Annotated in this window: 19 protein-coding genes; 14 read left to right on the top strand and 5 right to left on the bottom strand. The window is 59.5% G+C overall.

The window, feature by feature from the left end:
* Window positions 1-28 precede the first annotated feature (28 nt).
* From RJ40_RS07330 to RJ40_RS07305, 6 genes are all read left to right on the top strand, one after another.
* Window positions 29-1,438: a dihydropteroate synthase-like protein gene (locus RJ40_RS07330; RefSeq protein WP_265580204.1), complete on the top strand. Its 1,410-nt coding sequence runs from the start codon at window positions 29-31 to the stop codon at window positions 1,436-1,438.
* 54 nt (window positions 1,439-1,492) lie between these two features.
* Window positions 1,493-1,864: a Mov34/MPN/PAD-1 family protein gene (locus RJ40_RS07325; RefSeq protein ID WP_265580203.1), complete on the top strand. Its 372-nt coding sequence runs from the start codon at window positions 1,493-1,495 to the stop codon at window positions 1,862-1,864.
* Window positions 1,861-2,283 carry an FAD synthase gene (locus RJ40_RS07320; RefSeq protein ID WP_265580202.1) on the top strand — a complete coding sequence of 141 codons (423 nt, stop codon included), beginning with the start codon at window positions 1,861-1,863 and terminating at the stop codon, window positions 2,281-2,283. The genes RJ40_RS07325 and RJ40_RS07320 overlap by 4 nt, the downstream gene beginning before the upstream one ends.
* A 62-nt stretch (window positions 2,284-2,345) precedes the next feature.
* On the top strand, window positions 2,346-3,029 hold the full coding sequence (locus RJ40_RS07315) for a small multi-drug export protein (protein ID WP_265580201.1): 684 nt from the start codon (window positions 2,346-2,348) through the stop codon (window positions 3,027-3,029).
* Window positions 3,026-3,706, top strand: a complete 681-nt coding sequence (locus RJ40_RS07310) for a small multi-drug export protein (RefSeq protein WP_265580200.1) — start codon at window positions 3,026-3,028, stop codon at window positions 3,704-3,706. The genes RJ40_RS07315 and RJ40_RS07310 overlap by 4 nt, the downstream gene beginning before the upstream one ends.
* A 79-nt stretch (window positions 3,707-3,785) precedes the next feature.
* Window positions 3,786-4,610: a hypothetical protein gene (locus tag RJ40_RS07305; protein WP_265580199.1), complete on the top strand. Its 825-nt coding sequence runs from the start codon at window positions 3,786-3,788 to the stop codon at window positions 4,608-4,610.
* A gap of 13 nt (window positions 4,611-4,623) precedes the next feature.
* Here RJ40_RS07305 and RJ40_RS07300 read toward each other — a convergent pair whose 3' ends face one another.
* Window positions 4,624-4,863, bottom strand: a complete 240-nt coding sequence (locus RJ40_RS07300) for a DUF5654 family protein (protein ID WP_265580198.1) — start codon at window positions 4,861-4,863, stop codon at window positions 4,624-4,626.
* A 124-nt stretch (window positions 4,864-4,987) separates the two neighbouring features.
* Between RJ40_RS07300 and RJ40_RS07295 the strand changes: the two genes are divergently transcribed.
* The gene (locus RJ40_RS07295; protein WP_265580197.1) at window positions 4,988-5,524 is read left to right on the top strand and encodes a hypothetical protein; all 537 of its coding nucleotides are present in this window, start codon (window positions 4,988-4,990) and stop codon (window positions 5,522-5,524) included.
* On the opposite strand, the gene RJ40_RS07290 is transcribed toward RJ40_RS07295, so the two are convergent.
* Complete coding sequence (locus RJ40_RS07290; protein WP_265580196.1) at window positions 5,521-6,438, bottom strand: hypothetical protein; 918 nt, start codon at window positions 6,436-6,438, stop codon at window positions 5,521-5,523. The genes RJ40_RS07295 and RJ40_RS07290 overlap by 4 nt on opposite strands.
* A gap of 112 nt (window positions 6,439-6,550) precedes the next feature.
* Here RJ40_RS07290 and RJ40_RS07285 point away from each other — a divergent pair, with 112 nt between their 5' ends.
* The 5 genes from RJ40_RS07285 (at window position 6,551) to RJ40_RS07265 (ending at window position 11,097) form a co-directional block, all read left to right on the top strand.
* Window positions 6,551-6,988, top strand: coding sequence for a nucleoside deaminase (locus tag RJ40_RS07285; protein ID WP_265582626.1), 438 nt, complete (start codon window positions 6,551-6,553; stop codon window positions 6,986-6,988).
* Window positions 6,989-7,032: 44 nt separating this feature from the next.
* A complete protein-coding gene (gene rlmH, locus RJ40_RS07280; protein WP_265580195.1) occupies window positions 7,033-7,512 on the top strand; it encodes a 23S rRNA (pseudouridine(1915)-N(3))-methyltransferase RlmH in 480 nt (159 codons plus the stop codon).
* A 101-nt stretch (window positions 7,513-7,613) separates the two neighbouring features.
* Entirely contained in the window at window positions 7,614-8,087 is a 474-nt protein-coding gene (locus RJ40_RS07275; RefSeq protein ID WP_265580194.1) for an Hsp20/alpha crystallin family protein, read from the top strand.
* Window positions 8,088-8,702: 615 nt separating this feature from the next.
* A complete protein-coding gene (locus RJ40_RS07270; protein WP_265580193.1) occupies window positions 8,703-10,187 on the top strand; it encodes a glutamine synthetase family protein in 1,485 nt (494 codons plus the stop codon).
* 472 nt (window positions 10,188-10,659) lie between these two features.
* The gene (locus tag RJ40_RS07265; protein WP_265580192.1) at window positions 10,660-11,097 is read left to right on the top strand and encodes a hypothetical protein; all 438 of its coding nucleotides are present in this window, start codon (window positions 10,660-10,662) and stop codon (window positions 11,095-11,097) included.
* A gap of 81 nt (window positions 11,098-11,178) precedes the next feature.
* On the opposite strand, the gene RJ40_RS07260 is transcribed toward RJ40_RS07265, so the two are convergent.
* On the bottom strand, window positions 11,179-11,619 hold the full coding sequence (locus RJ40_RS07260) for a nucleoside deaminase (RefSeq protein WP_265580191.1): 441 nt from the start codon (window positions 11,617-11,619) through the stop codon (window positions 11,179-11,181).
* Window positions 11,620-11,764: 145 nt separating this feature from the next.
* On the opposite strand from RJ40_RS07260, the gene RJ40_RS07255 reads away from it, so the two are divergent.
* Window positions 11,765-13,237: a hypothetical protein gene (locus RJ40_RS07255; protein ID WP_265580190.1), complete on the top strand. Its 1,473-nt coding sequence runs from the start codon at window positions 11,765-11,767 to the stop codon at window positions 13,235-13,237.
* Window positions 13,238-13,706: 469 nt separating this feature from the next.
* Window positions 13,707-14,198, top strand: coding sequence for a putative immunity protein (locus RJ40_RS07250; protein WP_265580189.1), 492 nt, complete (start codon window positions 13,707-13,709; stop codon window positions 14,196-14,198).
* Between the two features lie 4 nt (window positions 14,199-14,202).
* Here the strand turns inward: RJ40_RS07250 and RJ40_RS07245 are convergent, their stop codons facing one another.
* Window positions 14,203-14,904: an alpha/beta hydrolase gene (locus RJ40_RS07245; protein ID WP_265580188.1), complete on the bottom strand. Its 702-nt coding sequence runs from the start codon at window positions 14,902-14,904 to the stop codon at window positions 14,203-14,205.
* A 174-nt stretch (window positions 14,905-15,078) separates the two neighbouring features.
* Window positions 15,079-15,918 carry a flavodoxin family protein gene (locus tag RJ40_RS07240; protein WP_265580187.1) on the bottom strand — a complete coding sequence of 280 codons (840 nt, stop codon included), beginning with the start codon at window positions 15,916-15,918 and terminating at the stop codon, window positions 15,079-15,081.
* Window positions 15,919-15,946 lie beyond the last annotated feature (28 nt).

The raw sequence follows: 15,946 nt of genomic DNA, 5'->3' as shown, positions 1-15,946 counted from the left end.
TTTCCCCTCCCGACTATTAAGGAATGGTATGCGGATCCTGCTCCCTACCGGCGAGGCGACCGCCGCGGTCGTTCGGAAGGTCGCCGCCGGTTTTGACGCGGAGGTGGTGGTCACCGGCGAGATCGCCGCGTTCCTCACCCCCGGCCAGTTGCGGGAGATCATCGTTCGGGGCGAGTATGACCTGGTGATGGTCTCAGGAATGTCGACGGCCTCCTTTGCAGCGGTCGAGGAGGAGACCGGCGTCCCGATCTATCTGGGGCCGCGCCATGCGGCCGACCTGGGAATGGTCCTCTCGCGTATCGGGAGGGTGGTCCTTTCACGGACGGTCCCGGCCGACGAACTCTTCGCAGCCGAACGACGTGAGGCGGCATACCGGCGGATCGCCGCGGCCGAGGCGGCGGCCGAGCCTGAGATCATGATCAGGGAGGTCAAGATCGGCGGCGGATCGCGGATGAAGGTGCTCGCCGAGATCATGGATGCCCACCGTCACCCCGACCTCCGTGCGGCGGTGGAGGACTTCTTCGCGCGGGGCGCCGACATCGTCGACCTGGGTTTCGGGTTCGATGCCGCGCCCGCCGATGTCGAACGATGTTTCGCGGCACTGGAAGGGATCGACGGTCCCCTCGCCGCCGACACCCAGGACCCGACCCTGATCCTGGCGGCGCTCCCGAGGGCGGACCTGATCCTCTCCCTCCATGAAGGAAACATCCCGGCGGTGGGGGCTGCTGTGGCCGCGGCCGGGGCGGCGGCAGTCGTCGTCCCCGGCGAGACCGGGCTTGACGCGAATCTCGCCGCCGCGAGGGGGGCCGGGATCGGTGCCCTCATCGCCGACCCCCTCCTCCAGCCAGCGGGATCGGGGTTGGTGGACTCGCTCGGGAACTTCGCGGACATTGGGTGCCCCCTCTTCTTTGGGGCGGGCAATGTTGTCGAACTCATCGACGCCGACTCGGTCGGGGCCAACGCCCTCCTGGCCGCGTGTGCCCATGAGGTCGGGGCCGCCGTGATCTTCACCAGCGAACACTCGGACAAGACGAGGGGGTCGGTGGCCGAGATGCGTCGGGCGACCGAGATGATGGCCGCCCTCGGCGAGCACCCGTACCCCAAGGATCTCGGGATCGACCTCCTCGTCCTCAAGGAGAAACGCCGCCGGCAGGAACCGCTTCCTGAGGGAGAGGTCGTCGACGTGTCCCCCGCACCTGAGGAGTTCGTCCCCGACCCTGCCGGGAACATCAGGATCGCCGTTGACGGCGGAATGATCCTCGCCGCTCAGAAGGGGCGGCTCTATCGCGGCCGCACCGCCGCCGACCTGACCGCTGCTCTCATCGGAGACGGATGCGTCACCCGCCTCGACCATGCCGCCTATCTGGGCCGGGAACTGGCACGGGCCGAACTGGCCCTCGCCCTGGGCAGGAGTTATGTCCAGGACGGACCGTTCTGATTCAGGCCCTGATCCAATCATTCATTGGGCATGGCACCCAACACCCATAGACCTATGAAGATCAGAGGCATCTCTGCCGACCTTCTTGACCTCCTCCTCAGGCTCGGGGCGGAAAACCATCCGAACGAGTTTGCCGCGATACTCAGGGAGACCGACGGCGTCATCAGCGAACTCAACCTCGTACCCGGGACGACGAGCAATGAGGAAAGCGCCAGCGTCTTTCTGGATATGCTTCCCCTCGACACCCACACCGCGGGGAGCGCGCACTCCCATCCGAACGGGGTCATCCGTCCTTCCGACGCGGACCTCGGTTTTTTCCCCAGGACCGGGCGCTACCACCTCATCATCGGGTGGCCGTACGGCCCTGACGACTGGCGGTGCTTCACCGCCAGCGGCCAGCCCTACGACCTGGAGGTGATCCGGTGAGGCGGGTCGTCGCCACCGGCACCTTTGACCTCCTCCACCCCGGCCACCTCTTCTATCTGGAGGAGTCGAAGAAGCTCGGCGACGAGCTCTGGGTGATCGTCGCACGGGACGTCAATGTCCGCCACAAACCGCAGCCGATCATCCCGCAGGAGCAGCGCCTCGCGATGGTTCGGGCCCTCAAGCCGGTCGACCACGCGCGGCTCGGGGTGGAGGGCGACATCTTCGACCCGATCAGAGAGATCGATCCCGACGTGATCACCCTCGGTTTCAACCAGTTCTTCAAAGAGGACGATCTGAAGAGGGCCTTACAGGAGCGGGGGCTGCGGGCCGACGTGGCGAGGATCGGACGATACGAAGGGCCGCTTGCCAGTTCGTCCCAGATCGTCGGGCGGATCCTCGAAGAGCGAACCCGGCGCTGATTCTTGTTCCGCATGGCCCCGGTCGCCACCATTTTATGTGGGGGCGAAGAGATCGTGGTGACATGGCCGGAGGAGGGCGGGTACTTTCATATGCAGACCTGCGTGGGCGTTTCGGGAGGCTGGTCCTCCCTCTTCTCCTCTACCCCCTCTACGTTCTTTTTCTCTTTCTCGTCTTCCCCGATGAGGCGGTCTTCTATACGGGCCTGATGGCGGCCTATGTCGTCCCGCCGGTCGGGCGTGAGGCGCTCATCCCGCTGGCCGCGGCCCTCGGCCAACCCTGGTGGCTGACCGCGCTCACCTGCACCTATGTGGACGTCGTCGGCTGCCTCGTCGTCGCCCTCAACTTTGATCTCGTTCTCTCCCTCCCCTATGTCGGGCCGTGGCTGGCCGGTGTGGTCGAGACCGGCAGGACCGTTCTCGAACGGAGGCCCTGGCTCCTGGGCCTCTCGTACGCGGGGCTCGTTCTCTTCACCTCCCTGCCGATGGAGGGTTCGGGCGGGGTCGGCGGAGCGGTGGTGGGCCGGCTCCTGGGCCTTGGCGAACGCTGGGTGATCTGTGGTGTCACTCTCGGAGCAGCAGTCGGGTCGACCCTCCTTGCCCTCGGGGCCGAGACAGCCCTCTCTCTTGCGGGCGGGGGACTTATTTTGGGGATCGTTCTTCTCCTCGTTCTCGTCGCCGCGGGGTATATGCTTCGCCGCGTGGCTCTCCTTGATAAGGGGCCGACACCAACCTACAGAGAGAGATGACAGGGATGCTGCTCACCAAGGAGGTCTCATTCCACCCCAACCCCGTGGTCGATCGGGCGGTAAAACTGGCCCTCCCCTTCGGACTCGTCGCCGCTCTACTCATTTCTCTTTTCCTGACCACGCCTCACGAGGACTACCTGACCCTCGCGGGACTGCTTGCGGCGTACATCGTCCCGCCGGCCGGGAAAGAATCGGTGATCCCGGTGGGGATAGGGCTTGGAGAACCCTGGTGGCTCCTGGCGATGATCATCGTCGTCATCGATCTGAGCACCTCGCTCTTTGTCGCCCTCAACCTCGACCTGACCCTGAAGATCCCGTTCGTCGGCCCATGGATCGGACGGGTGATGGAGGGTGGCCATTCGTACATCGAGGCCCACCCCTGGCTCGGGCGCCTCTCCACCGTCGGACTGACCATCTTTGTGATCGTTCCGTTCCAGGGTTCCGGCGGGATGAATGCCACCATCCTCGGACGGATCATGGGACTGACCCCCGCAGTCGTGGTGGGGTGCGTGCTGACCGGGAGCGTCATCAGCAGTTTCGGGATCGCCCTCGGAACCACCGCCCTTCTCTCCCTCTTCAGGGAGAGTGTGTTCCTGGGGTGCGGGGCCCTCCTGGCGGTCGTCGCCCTGCTCGGCGGGATCGTCCTCCTCTGGAAACGGTACGCCCCTGCGGTCTGAACCTCCTCCTTTTTTATCCAACTCAGAAGTTCAGAATTCTCATATAGTGTGGTCGGCAGAGATCGTGTCGGTGATTCCTGTGAAATATCGAGCAGCCGTACTGATGATCGCCCTCCTCCTCCTTGCCGCCCCTGCCCTTGCGGTCCCCGGAGAGAAGGGCAACGTCCATGAGAAGGGATGGGAAAAAAACGCTGGCCCTTCCCAGGGCGATGTGATGACGTCGATCGCACCTCTTGCCGGGAACGAGACCGACGACATTCCGGACGTCGCTGAGAACGAAACAGAAGACGTCCCTGAGATCGCTGGAAACGAGAGCGACCAGGTGCCTGTGGTCAAACCCACCAAGAAGATCCCGCCCGGCATTGCCAAGCGCCTGCCCCAGGATGAGAATGCGACGAAGCCTCTCCCTCCGGGACTTGCGAAGCGTCTCCCCTCCACGGTGAACGGCACGAACGGTACCGTTGACCTCTCCGAAAATTTCACCTGGCCGCCCTCGACCTGGAAGAACCAGAACCAGGTCCGGACAGCGGTTCACACCCTCCTTGCCGCGGGCGAGATGGACGGTGGGATCGGGGGGAACATCTCGGCGATCGCCAGAGAGTTCAACAACTCGGTCCAGACCAGGATGATGGCTGAGCAGCAGATCCAGGAGAGACAGGGGTTGACCCGTCTCCTCTTCGGCGGCGATCAGGAGGCGGTGGCGGCCCTGTGCCAGAACCTCAATCAGACCTCCGAGCAGATCCGTGAGATGCAGCGGCTCGTCGAGAACTGCACCTGCGACAACCAGACCAGGACACTCCTGATGAATCAACTCGCCGTGATGGAAGAAGACCAGGCCAGGCTCTCCGCTCTCGTGCAGAACGAGACCGATGCCCAGGGTCTCTTCGGATGGCTTATCCCGTGAAGGGTCTTCCCCTTCACGTCTTTGTCTCTTCTTTTGCTCTGGCGGCCGCCCGTGCGATCAGGATGGTGACCAGCACGGCGATGAGCGTCACCACGACGGCATAGATGGTCTGTGCGGTCAGGTTCTCCGCCGTCCCGAAGACTTCCTTGAAGAGTTCCTGGATCGCCCCGTTCCATGCCAGTGCGGCGACCAGCCCGAAGGCGGCGGTGAGCAGGGCCGCGATCTTGTCCAGTACTTCCGCATAGAGGGTCATGGGCGGGAGATGATCTGCACATTATATAATCTCTTGGATGCGTGGGGTGCGCCTATTTCCCCTGCTCCGGGATGTGTAGACCGCATGTCGTGCGAAATGGGAGACTTTTTCCGGTGTCGGGGGGATGATCTGCTCAGTCATGAAGACAGGAATGGTCTATCTGAAGCCTGCCGAGATCGCCGACCTTGCCGGCCTCCCGGAGGACGAGGTGCGGGAGTATCTCCATACTTATCCCGACCTCTTCCGCGGCCGGAGCATCGGGCCGGTCCGTCTGTATGCCCCTGCCGCCGTCGAGACAGTGAAACGTCTGGCCGAGGAGGCCGCGGGTGGAGGGGAACAGAGGCCGGTTGTGGTTGCCGTGGCACCCGCGGGTGACGGAGATGAGGGAGAGTCCGAGCCGTCCCCGGTCACCCTCGCCTATCTGGAGGCCCGCGATCTCAAGGGCCAGGTTGCCAGGCAGGCCCTGGAGATCGAAGGCCTCAGGGCAGAACTGGACCGGCAGCGCCGGGAACTCGCGGCCGAGATCGCCGCGCTGGAGGCACGCCTCGCCGCCGGAGAGAAGAAGTCCTCGCTCGTTGCCGAGTGGGTGGACTACTTCGACTATGAGATCGGTCAACTGAAACGCCCCTTCTTCGAGCGCCTCTCTGGAAAAAAGAGTTAGTTTTTCCTGTAGAACAGGAAGAGTGCGCTGCAGAGCCCGAGCGCCCCGAGTACAGGGAAGAGGGAGAGAGGCGTCTGGGTCTGCGTTGGCTCAGGCGTGAGGGTGACGTCGACCTCGACGGTCTCACCCTTTGCCGGGTGCTGCTGGATCTGCACGGTCGAGGACTGGTAGCCGGGCGCCTCGACGGTGATCGTCTTATACGGCGTGCCGGTGGTGAAGATCTCGACAAGGAGTTTTCCGTCCTTGATCTCGCCCTTCAGGTCGCCGTCAAAGAAGACCGCCGCACCCTCGACGTTGCACTTCACCAGATATGCCCCCTTGTCCCCACCGATGGGTGCCTGCTCGAGGGTGACGTCGAGTTCGACGCTCTCACCCTTTGCCGGGTAGGTCTCGATCGGTGCGGTGTAGGTCTCATAACCGTCTGCCTCGACGCTGATCATCTTGTACGGGGTGCCGGTGGTGTAGATCTCGACAAGGAGTTCTCCGTCTTTGACCTCGCCCTTGAAGTCGTTGTCAAAGTAGACCTTTGCTCCGTCGACATTGCACTTCACCAGGTATGCCCCCTTGTCCCCGCCGATGGGTGCCTGCTCCAGGGTCACCGTCAGGTCCACGGTCTGGTCTTTTGCCGGGTACTCGAGGATCGGTGCGGTGTGCGTCTGGTACCCGTCCGCCTCGACGCTGATCGTCTTGTACGGCGTTGCGGTGGTGTAGACTTCGACCAGGAGGCGGCCGTCCTTGATCTCGCCCTTCAGGTCGTCGTCAAAGTAGACCTTCGCCCCGTCGACATTACAGTGTACGGCGAAGTAGCCTTTGTCCCCGCCGATCAGACCTTCGTCGCTGGTTGCTGCGCTGGCAATGGCGATCATTCCAGCAAAAAGCACGGCGACAAGGAAAATGGTGTATTTTCTCTGCATGCTATCACCACTCATCCAGTTATCTTTATTATTTAGAGATTTTTCTGTCCGTGGAGCAGGCCCGGTTGGGAGACTCTATATCTGATGACACGCAGGTACGATCGTGAGACTGATGGATCGGTTCATGGGAGAGGCGGCGCGGGAGGCGCGGGCCTCCCTTGCCGAGGGGGGTATCCCGATCGGTGCGGTGCTGGTGCGGGACGGTGCGGTGATCGGCCGCGGGCACAACCGCCGGGTGCAGGAGGACGATCCCATTCTCCATGCCGAGATCGATTGTCTCCGGAATGCCGGGCGGGTCGGGAGGTATGGGGACTGTGTCCTGTACTCCACCCTGATGCCCTGCTATCTCTGTGCCGGGGCGGTGGTCCAGTTCGGGATCCCGCGGGTGGTCGTCGGGGAGTCGGCGAACTTTGCCGGGGCCCGGGACTTTCTGGAGGAGCACGGGGTCGAGGTGGTCGACCTCGACCTGCTCGCATGCCGTGAGATGATGCACCGGTTTATTCTGGATCGCCCGACACTCTGGGACGAGGACATCGGGGCGCTGGAGTGAGCGGGTAAATATCCTCCTGATAGAGGAATAAGGGAGGGACAGATATGCGGATCAGTGTCGTCGCCGTCGGGAAGGCGAAGGAGCGCTACATTGCCGAGGGGATCGCAGAGTACGAGAAACGTCTGGGTCCATACGGGGGGGCGAAGGTCGTCGAGGTGCGGGACGAGCGGATCCCGAAGAACGCCTCTCCGGCCGAGGAGGTGCAGGTCAAGGAGCGGGAGGGGGAACGGTTGCTTGCCGCAGTCCCTGACGGTGCCCTGGTCGTCGCGCTCGACCCCGCGGGTGTGGCATGGTCGAGCGAAGAACTCGCCGAGCACTTTGGCCGGTGGGAGATCGAGGGGGTGCGGGATGTTTCGTTTCTGATCGGCGGACCCCTGGGTCTTTCCGATGCGGTTTATGTCCGTTCTGATCTCCGCCTCTCGCTTTCGAGGATGACCTTCCTCCATACCCTGGTCAGAGTTATCCTTCTTGAGCAAGTCTACCGTGCGTTCAGAATCCTGCGGGGAGAGCCGTACCACAAATAATGGTCGTGGGTGCCCTCATCCAAACTCCTATTATCCCGCGGCCAGTATATTTTTGTGGACAAGCCTGCGGGCGACGGACCCACAAGGGGGGCACAATCAGTATGTACTCTGAAATTCCAGACGAAGATTTCCAGCAACTCAATGAATATATCAGGCGGATGGTCTGCCGGGCGATGGCGGAAGGCACTGGCCGGTCGATCGCGTTCAGGGTCGACCTGATGATCCAGGGGGGGCGGTGTCATGTCCTGCCACCGGTCTGGTCCCAGATAAGCGGCGGGGACGTGGTCGAAGATGACGAGAACCAGAACGAGCCCTGGGTCGAGGTCCAGGAGACCGAGCGACAATATCTGGTGACCGCCGAGATCCCCGGGATGCAGGAGGAGGAGATCAGAGTCTGGCAGGAGGGTTCGGTGCTGCACATCGACGCGGCGAACCATGGGAGGCAGTACAGCAAGCAGGTCGATCTCCCTTCCTTTGATCTTGAAGTGGAGTGGATGACTTACCGGAACGGCGTCCTTGAGGTCGTTTTCGGTCCGACACAGGATGATGAAGGCCCTGCCGGCTGCCAGGGATAAATTTTTTTTTGGCTCTCCAGAAATCCTCTTCTGGAGTGTGAATCAGGGATGACTCCGACCGGCACCGACGTGATCGACGGGCCACTCCACCGGGAGGACGAGGAATGCTAAGGTGCTCCTCCCCCGATCCCTCCATGACGAGAATAGGTGGGGGGCGGCACACACTCTCTTCCTGCCAATCGTATGGTCATGCCCCGCCGGGCGCGATTGATGTGGGATGGTGTGGGATCAGAGTGGTCTGTAAAGAGTATGGGGATTTCTACGTGGCCCTATCTTGTATATTGAACTGGGAATGTTCGCCGCCGGGACCTGCCGCGTTCCGCTGGGGCGTTTCCCCTCTCTCCCTGAATTATGAGGATATTTCCATCTTGAAATGACTCCTCGCCACCCCTGGGCGGGTGCGTGAGAGGGCAGACCGACGGTGTGAAACCTGTCCCAGATTTTTGATATCTTCAGGAATGGGTATATCATAACCAGTATATTTTTATTAAAATCATGCGATGCAATTGTTTTGGGGGAGAGGCGCCCTTCGATCATGACATAGCGTGCAGGAAAAGATGATTAACCATACGGTCGTAACGTACCCCGAACCTCATGAAAGACTCTGAGATCTTGATGAATCCAAACGACCTCGTCCGCTTCCTCAAGAAGCCGTCGTCAGAATTTACCAAAGACGATATTATTCGTTTTTGCTATGAAAATGGTATCGAGATGGTGAATTTCCGCTATGCTGCAGAGGACGGCAAGCTCAAGACGCTCAACTTTATCATCTCTTCGAAGGAACACCTCGACGCCATCCTCTCCGATGGTGAGCGGGTCGACGGGAGCAACATCTTCTCGTTCATCGAAGCGGGGAGCAGCGACCTGTATGTGATCCCGCGCTATCGGACCGCTTTTGTCAATCCGTTTACCGAGGTGCCGACGCTCGAGATCCTCTGTTCGTACTATGACTACGAGGGCAAGCCCCTGGAGAGCGCTCCGGGGTATGTCCTGCGCAAGGCCAACGAAGAGTTCACCAGACAGACCGGCGGCGTCTTCAAGACCCTCGGCGAGCTGGAATACTATGTGATCAGCGAGCGTGAGGATCTCTACCCCGGCCTCGACCAGAAGGGCTACCACACCGCCGCACCCTTCGCCAAGTTCGAGGATCTGCGGACCGAGGCGCTGCGGTTGATCGCAAAGGCCGGCGGCAAGATCAAGTACGGCCACTCCGAGGTCGGCTGCTTCAGCACTGAAGATCAGTACTTCGAGCAGCACGAGATCGAGTTCCTGCCCATGCCGGTCGAGGAGGCCGCGGAGCAGTTGATCATCGCGAAGTGGATTCTGCGGATGCTCGGGTACCAATACGGTGTCGAGATCAGCTTTGCCCCCAAGATCACCGTCGGCAAGGCGGGGAGCGGGATGCACTTCCACATGCTCGTCGAGAAGGATGGTCAGAACCTGATGGTCGAGGGAGGGAAGTTGAGCCCGCTCGCCAGGAAGATGATCGCCGGTATCCTCGATGCCGCCGACGCCCTGACCGCCTTTGGCGACACCATCCCGACCTCGTACCTCAGGCTCGTGCCGCACCAGGAGGCGCCCACCAACGTCTGCTGGGGCGACCGCAACCGCTCGGTCGTGGTCCGCGTGCCCCTGGGCTGGACCGGTGCCCACCACATGACCCAGGACGCCAACCCGTACGACCGCGGTCTCACGACGGAGCGCCCGTCCAAGCAGACGATCGAGTTCAGGGTGCCCGACGGCTCGGCTGATCCCTACCTGATGATCGCCGGTCTCATCGTCACCTCGCTGCGCGGCATCAACATGCCCGACGCTCTCGAACTGGCAAAGAAGCTCTACGTCGACGTGAACATCTTCAAGCCCGAGTACCGCGAGCGTCTGGACCAGCTCGAACAGCTCCCGGCATCGTGCTGGGAGTCGGCCGACGCCCTCGCCGCCAAGCGTGCGATCTTCGAGGAGAACGGGATCTTCCCCGCCGGCATGATCGACAGCAGGGTGGCGTCGCTCAAGGCCTATGAGGACAAGGGTCTCAGCGAGAAGTTGTACGGCGACAAAGAAGCGATTGGCGAACTGGTCGACCGCTTCATGCACGTTGCGTAAGGTCTCAGGATAATCTTCCCGATACTATTTTTTTCGGGGTGGGTGGGGTTTCTCTTTTTCTTGGGTGTTGAGGTTTGATCTGTTTTTGAACCGAATGGTGTGATCAAAAGATCTGGGCGATGTGATGAAGTATTGGGCTGGCGCGTCCGACATTGTTCCCGGATCAGAAATGTTTTGTTTCCGAAACGGAAACATTTCGTTCGACATATAGCCTGACAACAGAGGGGATAGTTATCCACGCAACTATTCCACGGATTGTAGATTGGATGATCTGCCCTCCCGTCATAACACCCGTTGCCAGTCCGGCGGAAGAGACAGATGATCCCTTGCTCTCTCATGCTCGTGCCGGGACTCTCTCTCGTAGGGTGCCGGGGTTAAGGAGGCGCTTGCCGGCCACGCAGACAATCCATCGTGACGAAGAGAACAGCGCGTCGCTGGGCGGCCGTTTGCCCTCGACTATACCGGACGGAAAGTGCCGATACACATAATAATCGTTCCCTGCATACCCGTCGCCGTGGATGGCCTGGTGAGTGCGGATCTCCTCGTCTACGTCGGTTCCCTGATAAGCATACTCTGGGGTGCGGCACATATTGCGCCGGTGAAGTCGGTGGTTGCCGGTTTTGGGCCGATATCTGAGGATAACCGGAGGATCATCACGATGGAATGGGTTGCAGAGGGATTGACACTCATTTTCATCGGTGCCCTTGCCGCTCTCGTCGCTTTTTCGGCGGGAGTGGAGAATCCTGTTTCCGTGATCGTACTCCGGTCCTCCGCCGTCATTCTCATCGTGCTGGCGATGTGGACCTTCCTCACCGGCGCCAGAACCCCCATTCTCGCGATGAAACTCTGTCCGATTGTGAAGTCAACCGTTGCACTTCTGTTTCTTCTCGCTGGTTTCGTCGAGATATGATTCAGGGCACTTCCCACTGAAAAGTTCGATTCGTATCTTCGATTATCGGGGGCGTCCTCCTCCCGAAAAGGTATGATCTCTCTACTCCTCCCCAATATCCTCGTCCCACACCTCCGGATTCTCGGCAATGAACTCCGACATCATCCGCACGCACTCCTCATCGTCCAGGACGACCACTTCGACGCCCCGCGAACGGAGATACTCCTCCGGTCCCTGGAATGTCCGGTTTTCGCCGATCACGACCCGAGGTATTTTGTAGAGGAGGACTGCACCGCTGCACATATCGCAGGGGGAAAGCGTCGAGTACAGCGCCGCCCGACGGTAATCGCCGGGCTTGAGCCGGCCCGCGTTTTCCAGGCAGTCCATCTCGGCGTGTAAAATGGCGCTGCCCTTCTGCACCCTGCGATTGTGTCCCCGACCGACGATCGTACCGTCGATCACCAGCACCGAGCCGATGGGGATCCCGCCTTCGTTCAGTCCCTTTCTGGCTTCTTCGATGGCGGCCTGCATGAATTCATCCATTGAAGCGACACCCGGATAGAGAGAGTGCGTGGCGGCCCATGAACATTCCGGTCGCCGAAATTGAGGGGGTCGAGCGGTCGGGCCGGGAAACAACCAAAACTTTTTCTCATCCGGATGGTATTCCACCCGCAGAGGGGGGAAGAGTTTGAGACGGTACATCCTCTTTGCAGTACTCGTGGCCATGCTGGTAGGGCATGGCCTTGCACAGACTGGAGAAACAGGTGACGTGGACGCGTTCCAGAAAGCGTTAGAAGAGGACGGGTTCATCGTGCAGGAAGGCGAGATCGGGTATTTCGATCTCATCAAACTCTATGATTCAGGGGTGATGCCTTCTGCATATGGAAACAATCCCGCCACAAAGTATCTGGCGTATTTCGTTCCACCGGCACCCGGCTATCCGGTCGACGAGCGGATAGCAGAAATTGCGAAAACGCTTGGAATGAGCGGGAACACATCTTCCTTCTGGAATCTCGGTCCCAACGAAGCCGTTGTTTTCGTAGGACAGACGCCGCCGGAGTGCAGGTACTTCGGGTACGATAATTATCTCATGAGCAGGACGTATGGAACCGAGACCAGGTGGATCTTTTCCAACATCGCCGATTCGCTGAACAACAAGGTCATCAACACGAACGGAGGGTCGGGAGATCCGTTCAACCGGACGACGATGATCGTCGCCACGGCCGACAGGGGCATTGACGAGCGCGTCCGTGCCGCCGCTCGATCGGCAGGATATTCGGACGGCATGATGAACACCCAGGTGTTTCCCTCATCCGTCCTGAACCTGGGCCTCGAAAACGACTCAGATACGTTCGGCCTATTTATCCGCCCGGCCCTTTTCGCCGACAAGGAGGCCGGTGCTGAGTACATCAACAACACTCCTGCGACTGTCTTCCGCGTGACGCCGAAAAACACGACAGAACTCGATCCGTACGGGTACCCGGAACTGAGAGTCCGGGGAACCGGGAAGACGGAACTTGACCTTACCGACGATCTCGAAGATCTCAGGAACGCGATTCTTGAGAAACACGGCAACCTGACTGCCACGGAGCTTCCGACGAGTATCGGCTTCCCGATGGGGAATGATGCTATCCAGCGGGGGATCGATGGAGTGGGGCCGAGCAACGATGCCGCGTATTTATGGAGCGCGAACCAGACTGTCAATTCGCCGACGCCGCCCTTCTTCGACACCACGCAGTACTACGACTTCCTGCGAAACCCGCCGCTCACCCTCGGCAATGATACGAATGAGTTCATCATCGTCTACGGGGTCAACCACGTAGCCACGGGCAAGGCGACGTACTCGAGCTTCTCCTTATATGGAGCGGATGTGTGGAACGGCGTCGGATCGATCACCGACGCGGACTTCAGCGGGACTGCCGAGGAGTACCTCCCTGACAATCCCAATGCGAAGTACCTGTATGTCTACACGATCGCGAGGGATTGCGAGGGTGACCCGCACTGCTTCGAGGTTCCCTCCGGTATAGGAAGTTACGGCATCGAGCCTGACCAGCCGCTCTACATTATCTGGAGGAGTTACCTGGAGAATGCTACGAAAACCGGGCCGTCCTACAACGAGATCGTGTACGACCGGGCCATAAAGTTCGATCCGACGGGTTAGGATCGGAAGGGGCCGGGAGAACGAATCCCGGCTCCAACCGGTTTATTCGGTTCTGGAGAATTCGGCATGATCTTCGGGTTCATGCCTGATTCTACAGATCTAGAGATCTATTTTTCTTCTTCGCGCCCGGTTTACACCCGGAGATCTCTCGCCGGCCAACCGTCGTTCGACGATCTGAGCATGCATGCGGCGTACTCACGGTCGTTTTCACTCGCGCCCGGATCACGACCGGGGACCTATCCTTCTCACCGGTGCCGGGTGTTCTCCGGATCGTGTGTAAATTATCAGGGGTACCTGTACACACTTCTCTCTATGTACTCTGTACACAGATCCAGGTCATGATCGGCTTTTTCCCTCGGTCGTCACGTTGCCACCCGCGGGGTGTAAACCGGGCGCGAAGGTGAAAGGGTCGGGATCGTCGTCGTCGATCCGGACGTCCGTCTTCCTCCCGTCGAAGAGAACCATCACAATGATTTACAAAGCCCAAAAATTGTTTGTGAAAAAATACCGCAGGGAAGATCAGATCTCGATGGCGACCTGGGCCGCGGACTGCGCAGAGCGGGTGCTTCCATATTTTGAGCGTGCATATCCGGGAGACGAACGGCCGCGTCATGCCATCGAAACGTGTCGGAGATGGGTCCGTACGGGCGTGTTCAGGATGGCCGAGATCCGCGGCGCTTCTCTTGCCGCTCATGCCGCCGCCCGCGAGGCGAAAGAGAATGACGCGGCCTGTTTTGCGGCGCGTGCCGCAGGCCAGGCGGTGGCGACTGCGCATGTCCCGCAGCACGCCTACGGGGCGGCGTACTATGCCCTGAAAGTTGTCGCGGCGGTCGGGGGTGATGTTGCCGGGGAGCGGGATTGGCAGTCGGGAAGGCTCCCTGAGCGGTTGCGGGAAGAGATCATGAGCAGGATCGTTGTGCAGGGGATCTCTGTCAAATTGAGGAAGGGGGAGGGGTTTTGATAGTTTATTCTCGAAGGCACGTTTTGATCCAATAATTTAAGACCTCCAATTGTTCTGAGGTATGAAACCAGTGTTCCCCGTTTTTCATAATAGTTAGATTGCAATGAAAATGTTGCACAAATTTTTCTACAACAGTATGATCGGTAAGTTCGTCATGCTCGCCATACAATATTGCTGTTGGAACCTCCCATTGTGTAATCGGGTGATTTTGAGCATAGAGGAGATATTCCCACGAAAGAGTTTGTCCAGAGGAAGTGGTGATAATACGTTCACGCTCAAGCTCTGTTTCCGATACATTTGCCCGGAGCATCATATTGGAAATAAGTTGTTTCATATCAAGAATAGGGGAAACAAAAAGGCTTTTTTCCAGCTGTTCGTTTTCAAAACTCAATATACTGAACCATGCACCAATGCTGTTCGCAAATAGAGAAATGTGTGTCCACCGGCCTTTGATATATTCCATAACAGACAATAGTTCTGGCACGACGTGCCACGGGTCAAATGAATTTGTTTCTCTTGTGCGTTCTCCATGTTCGGGCAAGTCGATACTCAAAACTTGCCACGCATAATGACAGGCTATATGAGCAAACGCTTCAGCTTCTTCTTTACGCCCGGCCTGTCCGTGTATGTATAGATATAATTTATTTGAGCGGGAACCCCAGAGAATTGCTGGAATCCCATGAATTTGAAAGTATTTCTTTTCCATAACTCCTTTTGTGTTTGCTATTTGAATTAGTCTTAATGCCGATTTGATTCTCGTTAAGAATTGAAGTCCGCGATGGAACAAAGCCCGCCTCTTCGAGGAGTTCCATGACTCATACCACGCCTCATTCCGTAGTGATCATAGCAAGCCCTTCTCATCTTCTGCATCTGCCCCGGTTCAACCGATTTCCCTCAGATCCTTTCGTATCTGCCGCCGCATGTACCATTCCGCGAGCGTGCCGAGTGCATGGTAGACAGGATTGACCGGCACATCCACATAATAGCGTCTTCCCTTCTGGAGCCACCTCCGGTCGGTCCAGTAGGCGTGATCCGCAGGAGACCGTTCGCCTAACTCATCGCAGGGGGCTCTCCCGATATGGAACGCCATCACGTCGAAGAATCCCGGTTTTGAGCGCGTTCCCCTCCGGAGTGCGGCGAGAAAGGCCCCTGCCGCCGCCTGCAACTTCTCTTCGTTCTCCCACAGCCGGTAGGCAGGGAGGGGGCCCATGGTCGCGTGGGAGGTGATCCCCGCCCGGCCGGCAACCTCAAAGCCCCATATGCGGGCCACGGCGTTGAGGTACTCCAGCACGTCTTTGTTCCCCATCACTCCGGCGCTGGTGAGGAGAAGCGCCTTCTGCCGGAAGAACCGGGGCCGGTGAAAGATATAGGAATGGCGGTCGATGAAGACCTTCATCAATCCCGAGACCTGGAAACCATATACCGGGGTGGCAAAGATTACTCCGTCCGCGTCGTGCATCTTCCGCTCAAGAAGGGCTGCGTCGTCCTTGATCGGGCAGTGCTCCTCCCCCCGCTCGAAGCAGGTATAGCACCCGCGGCACTGCTCCAGGCTGACGTCCCGCAGCATGACATATTCCCAGTCCACCGGTGCGTTCTCCTGGAGGATCTCGCGGATCCGTTCGGCTGCGTGGTAGGTATTTGCCCTGCGGGGGCTGCCCATAATGACGAGAACTTTCAGGGGTCGGTTTTCCATGGAGGAGGAGAGGGATGTCTCATACATAGATGTTTTTCTTCCCGATACCCGGGGG

Source organism: Methanofollis aquaemaris (assembly GCF_017357525.1).
GTDB lineage: Archaea > Halobacteriota > Methanomicrobia > Methanomicrobiales > Methanofollaceae > Methanofollis > Methanofollis aquaemaris.
The sequence above is the reverse complement of the archived record's forward strand: the minus strand, read 5'-3'. Positions and strand labels throughout refer to the sequence as shown.

Bases quoted from the DNA above. Each gene is read 5' to 3' on its own strand.
- RJ40_RS07330 (WP_265580204.1), top strand. From the start codon at position 29: ATGCGGATCCTGCTCCCTACCGGCGAGGCGACCGCCGCGGTCGTTCGG.
- RJ40_RS07240 (WP_265580187.1), bottom strand. From the start codon at position 15,918: ATGTATGAGACATCCCTCTCCTCCTCCATGGAAAACCGACCCCTGAAA.
- RJ40_RS07310 (WP_265580200.1), top strand. From the start codon at position 3,026: ATGACAGGGATGCTGCTCACCAAGGAGGTCTCATTCCACCCCAACCCC.
- RJ40_RS07275 (WP_265580194.1), top strand. From the start codon at position 7,614: ATGTACTCTGAAATTCCAGACGAAGATTTCCAGCAACTCAATGAATAT.
- RJ40_RS07270 (WP_265580193.1), top strand. From the start codon at position 8,703: ATGAATCCAAACGACCTCGTCCGCTTCCTCAAGAAGCCGTCGTCAGAA.
- RJ40_RS07260 (WP_265580191.1), bottom strand. From the start codon at position 11,619: ATGGATGAATTCATGCAGGCCGCCATCGAAGAAGCCAGAAAGGGACTG.
- RJ40_RS07325 (WP_265580203.1), top strand. From the start codon at position 1,493: ATGAAGATCAGAGGCATCTCTGCCGACCTTCTTGACCTCCTCCTCAGG.
- RJ40_RS07250 (WP_265580189.1), top strand. From the start codon at position 13,707: ATGATTTACAAAGCCCAAAAATTGTTTGTGAAAAAATACCGCAGGGAA.
- RJ40_RS07315 (WP_265580201.1), top strand. From the start codon at position 2,346: ATGGCCGGAGGAGGGCGGGTACTTTCATATGCAGACCTGCGTGGGCGT.
- RJ40_RS07285 (WP_265582626.1), top strand. From the start codon at position 6,551: ATGGATCGGTTCATGGGAGAGGCGGCGCGGGAGGCGCGGGCCTCCCTT.
- RJ40_RS07295 (WP_265580197.1), top strand. From the start codon at position 4,988: ATGATCTGCTCAGTCATGAAGACAGGAATGGTCTATCTGAAGCCTGCC.
- RJ40_RS07245 (WP_265580188.1), bottom strand. From the start codon at position 14,904: ATGGAAAAGAAATACTTTCAAATTCATGGGATTCCAGCAATTCTCTGG.
- RJ40_RS07300 (WP_265580198.1), bottom strand. From the start codon at position 4,863: ATGACCCTCTATGCGGAAGTACTGGACAAGATCGCGGCCCTGCTCACC.
- RJ40_RS07290 (WP_265580196.1), bottom strand. From the start codon at position 6,438: ATGCAGAGAAAATACACCATTTTCCTTGTCGCCGTGCTTTTTGCTGGA.
- rlmH (WP_265580195.1), top strand. From the start codon at position 7,033: ATGCGGATCAGTGTCGTCGCCGTCGGGAAGGCGAAGGAGCGCTACATT.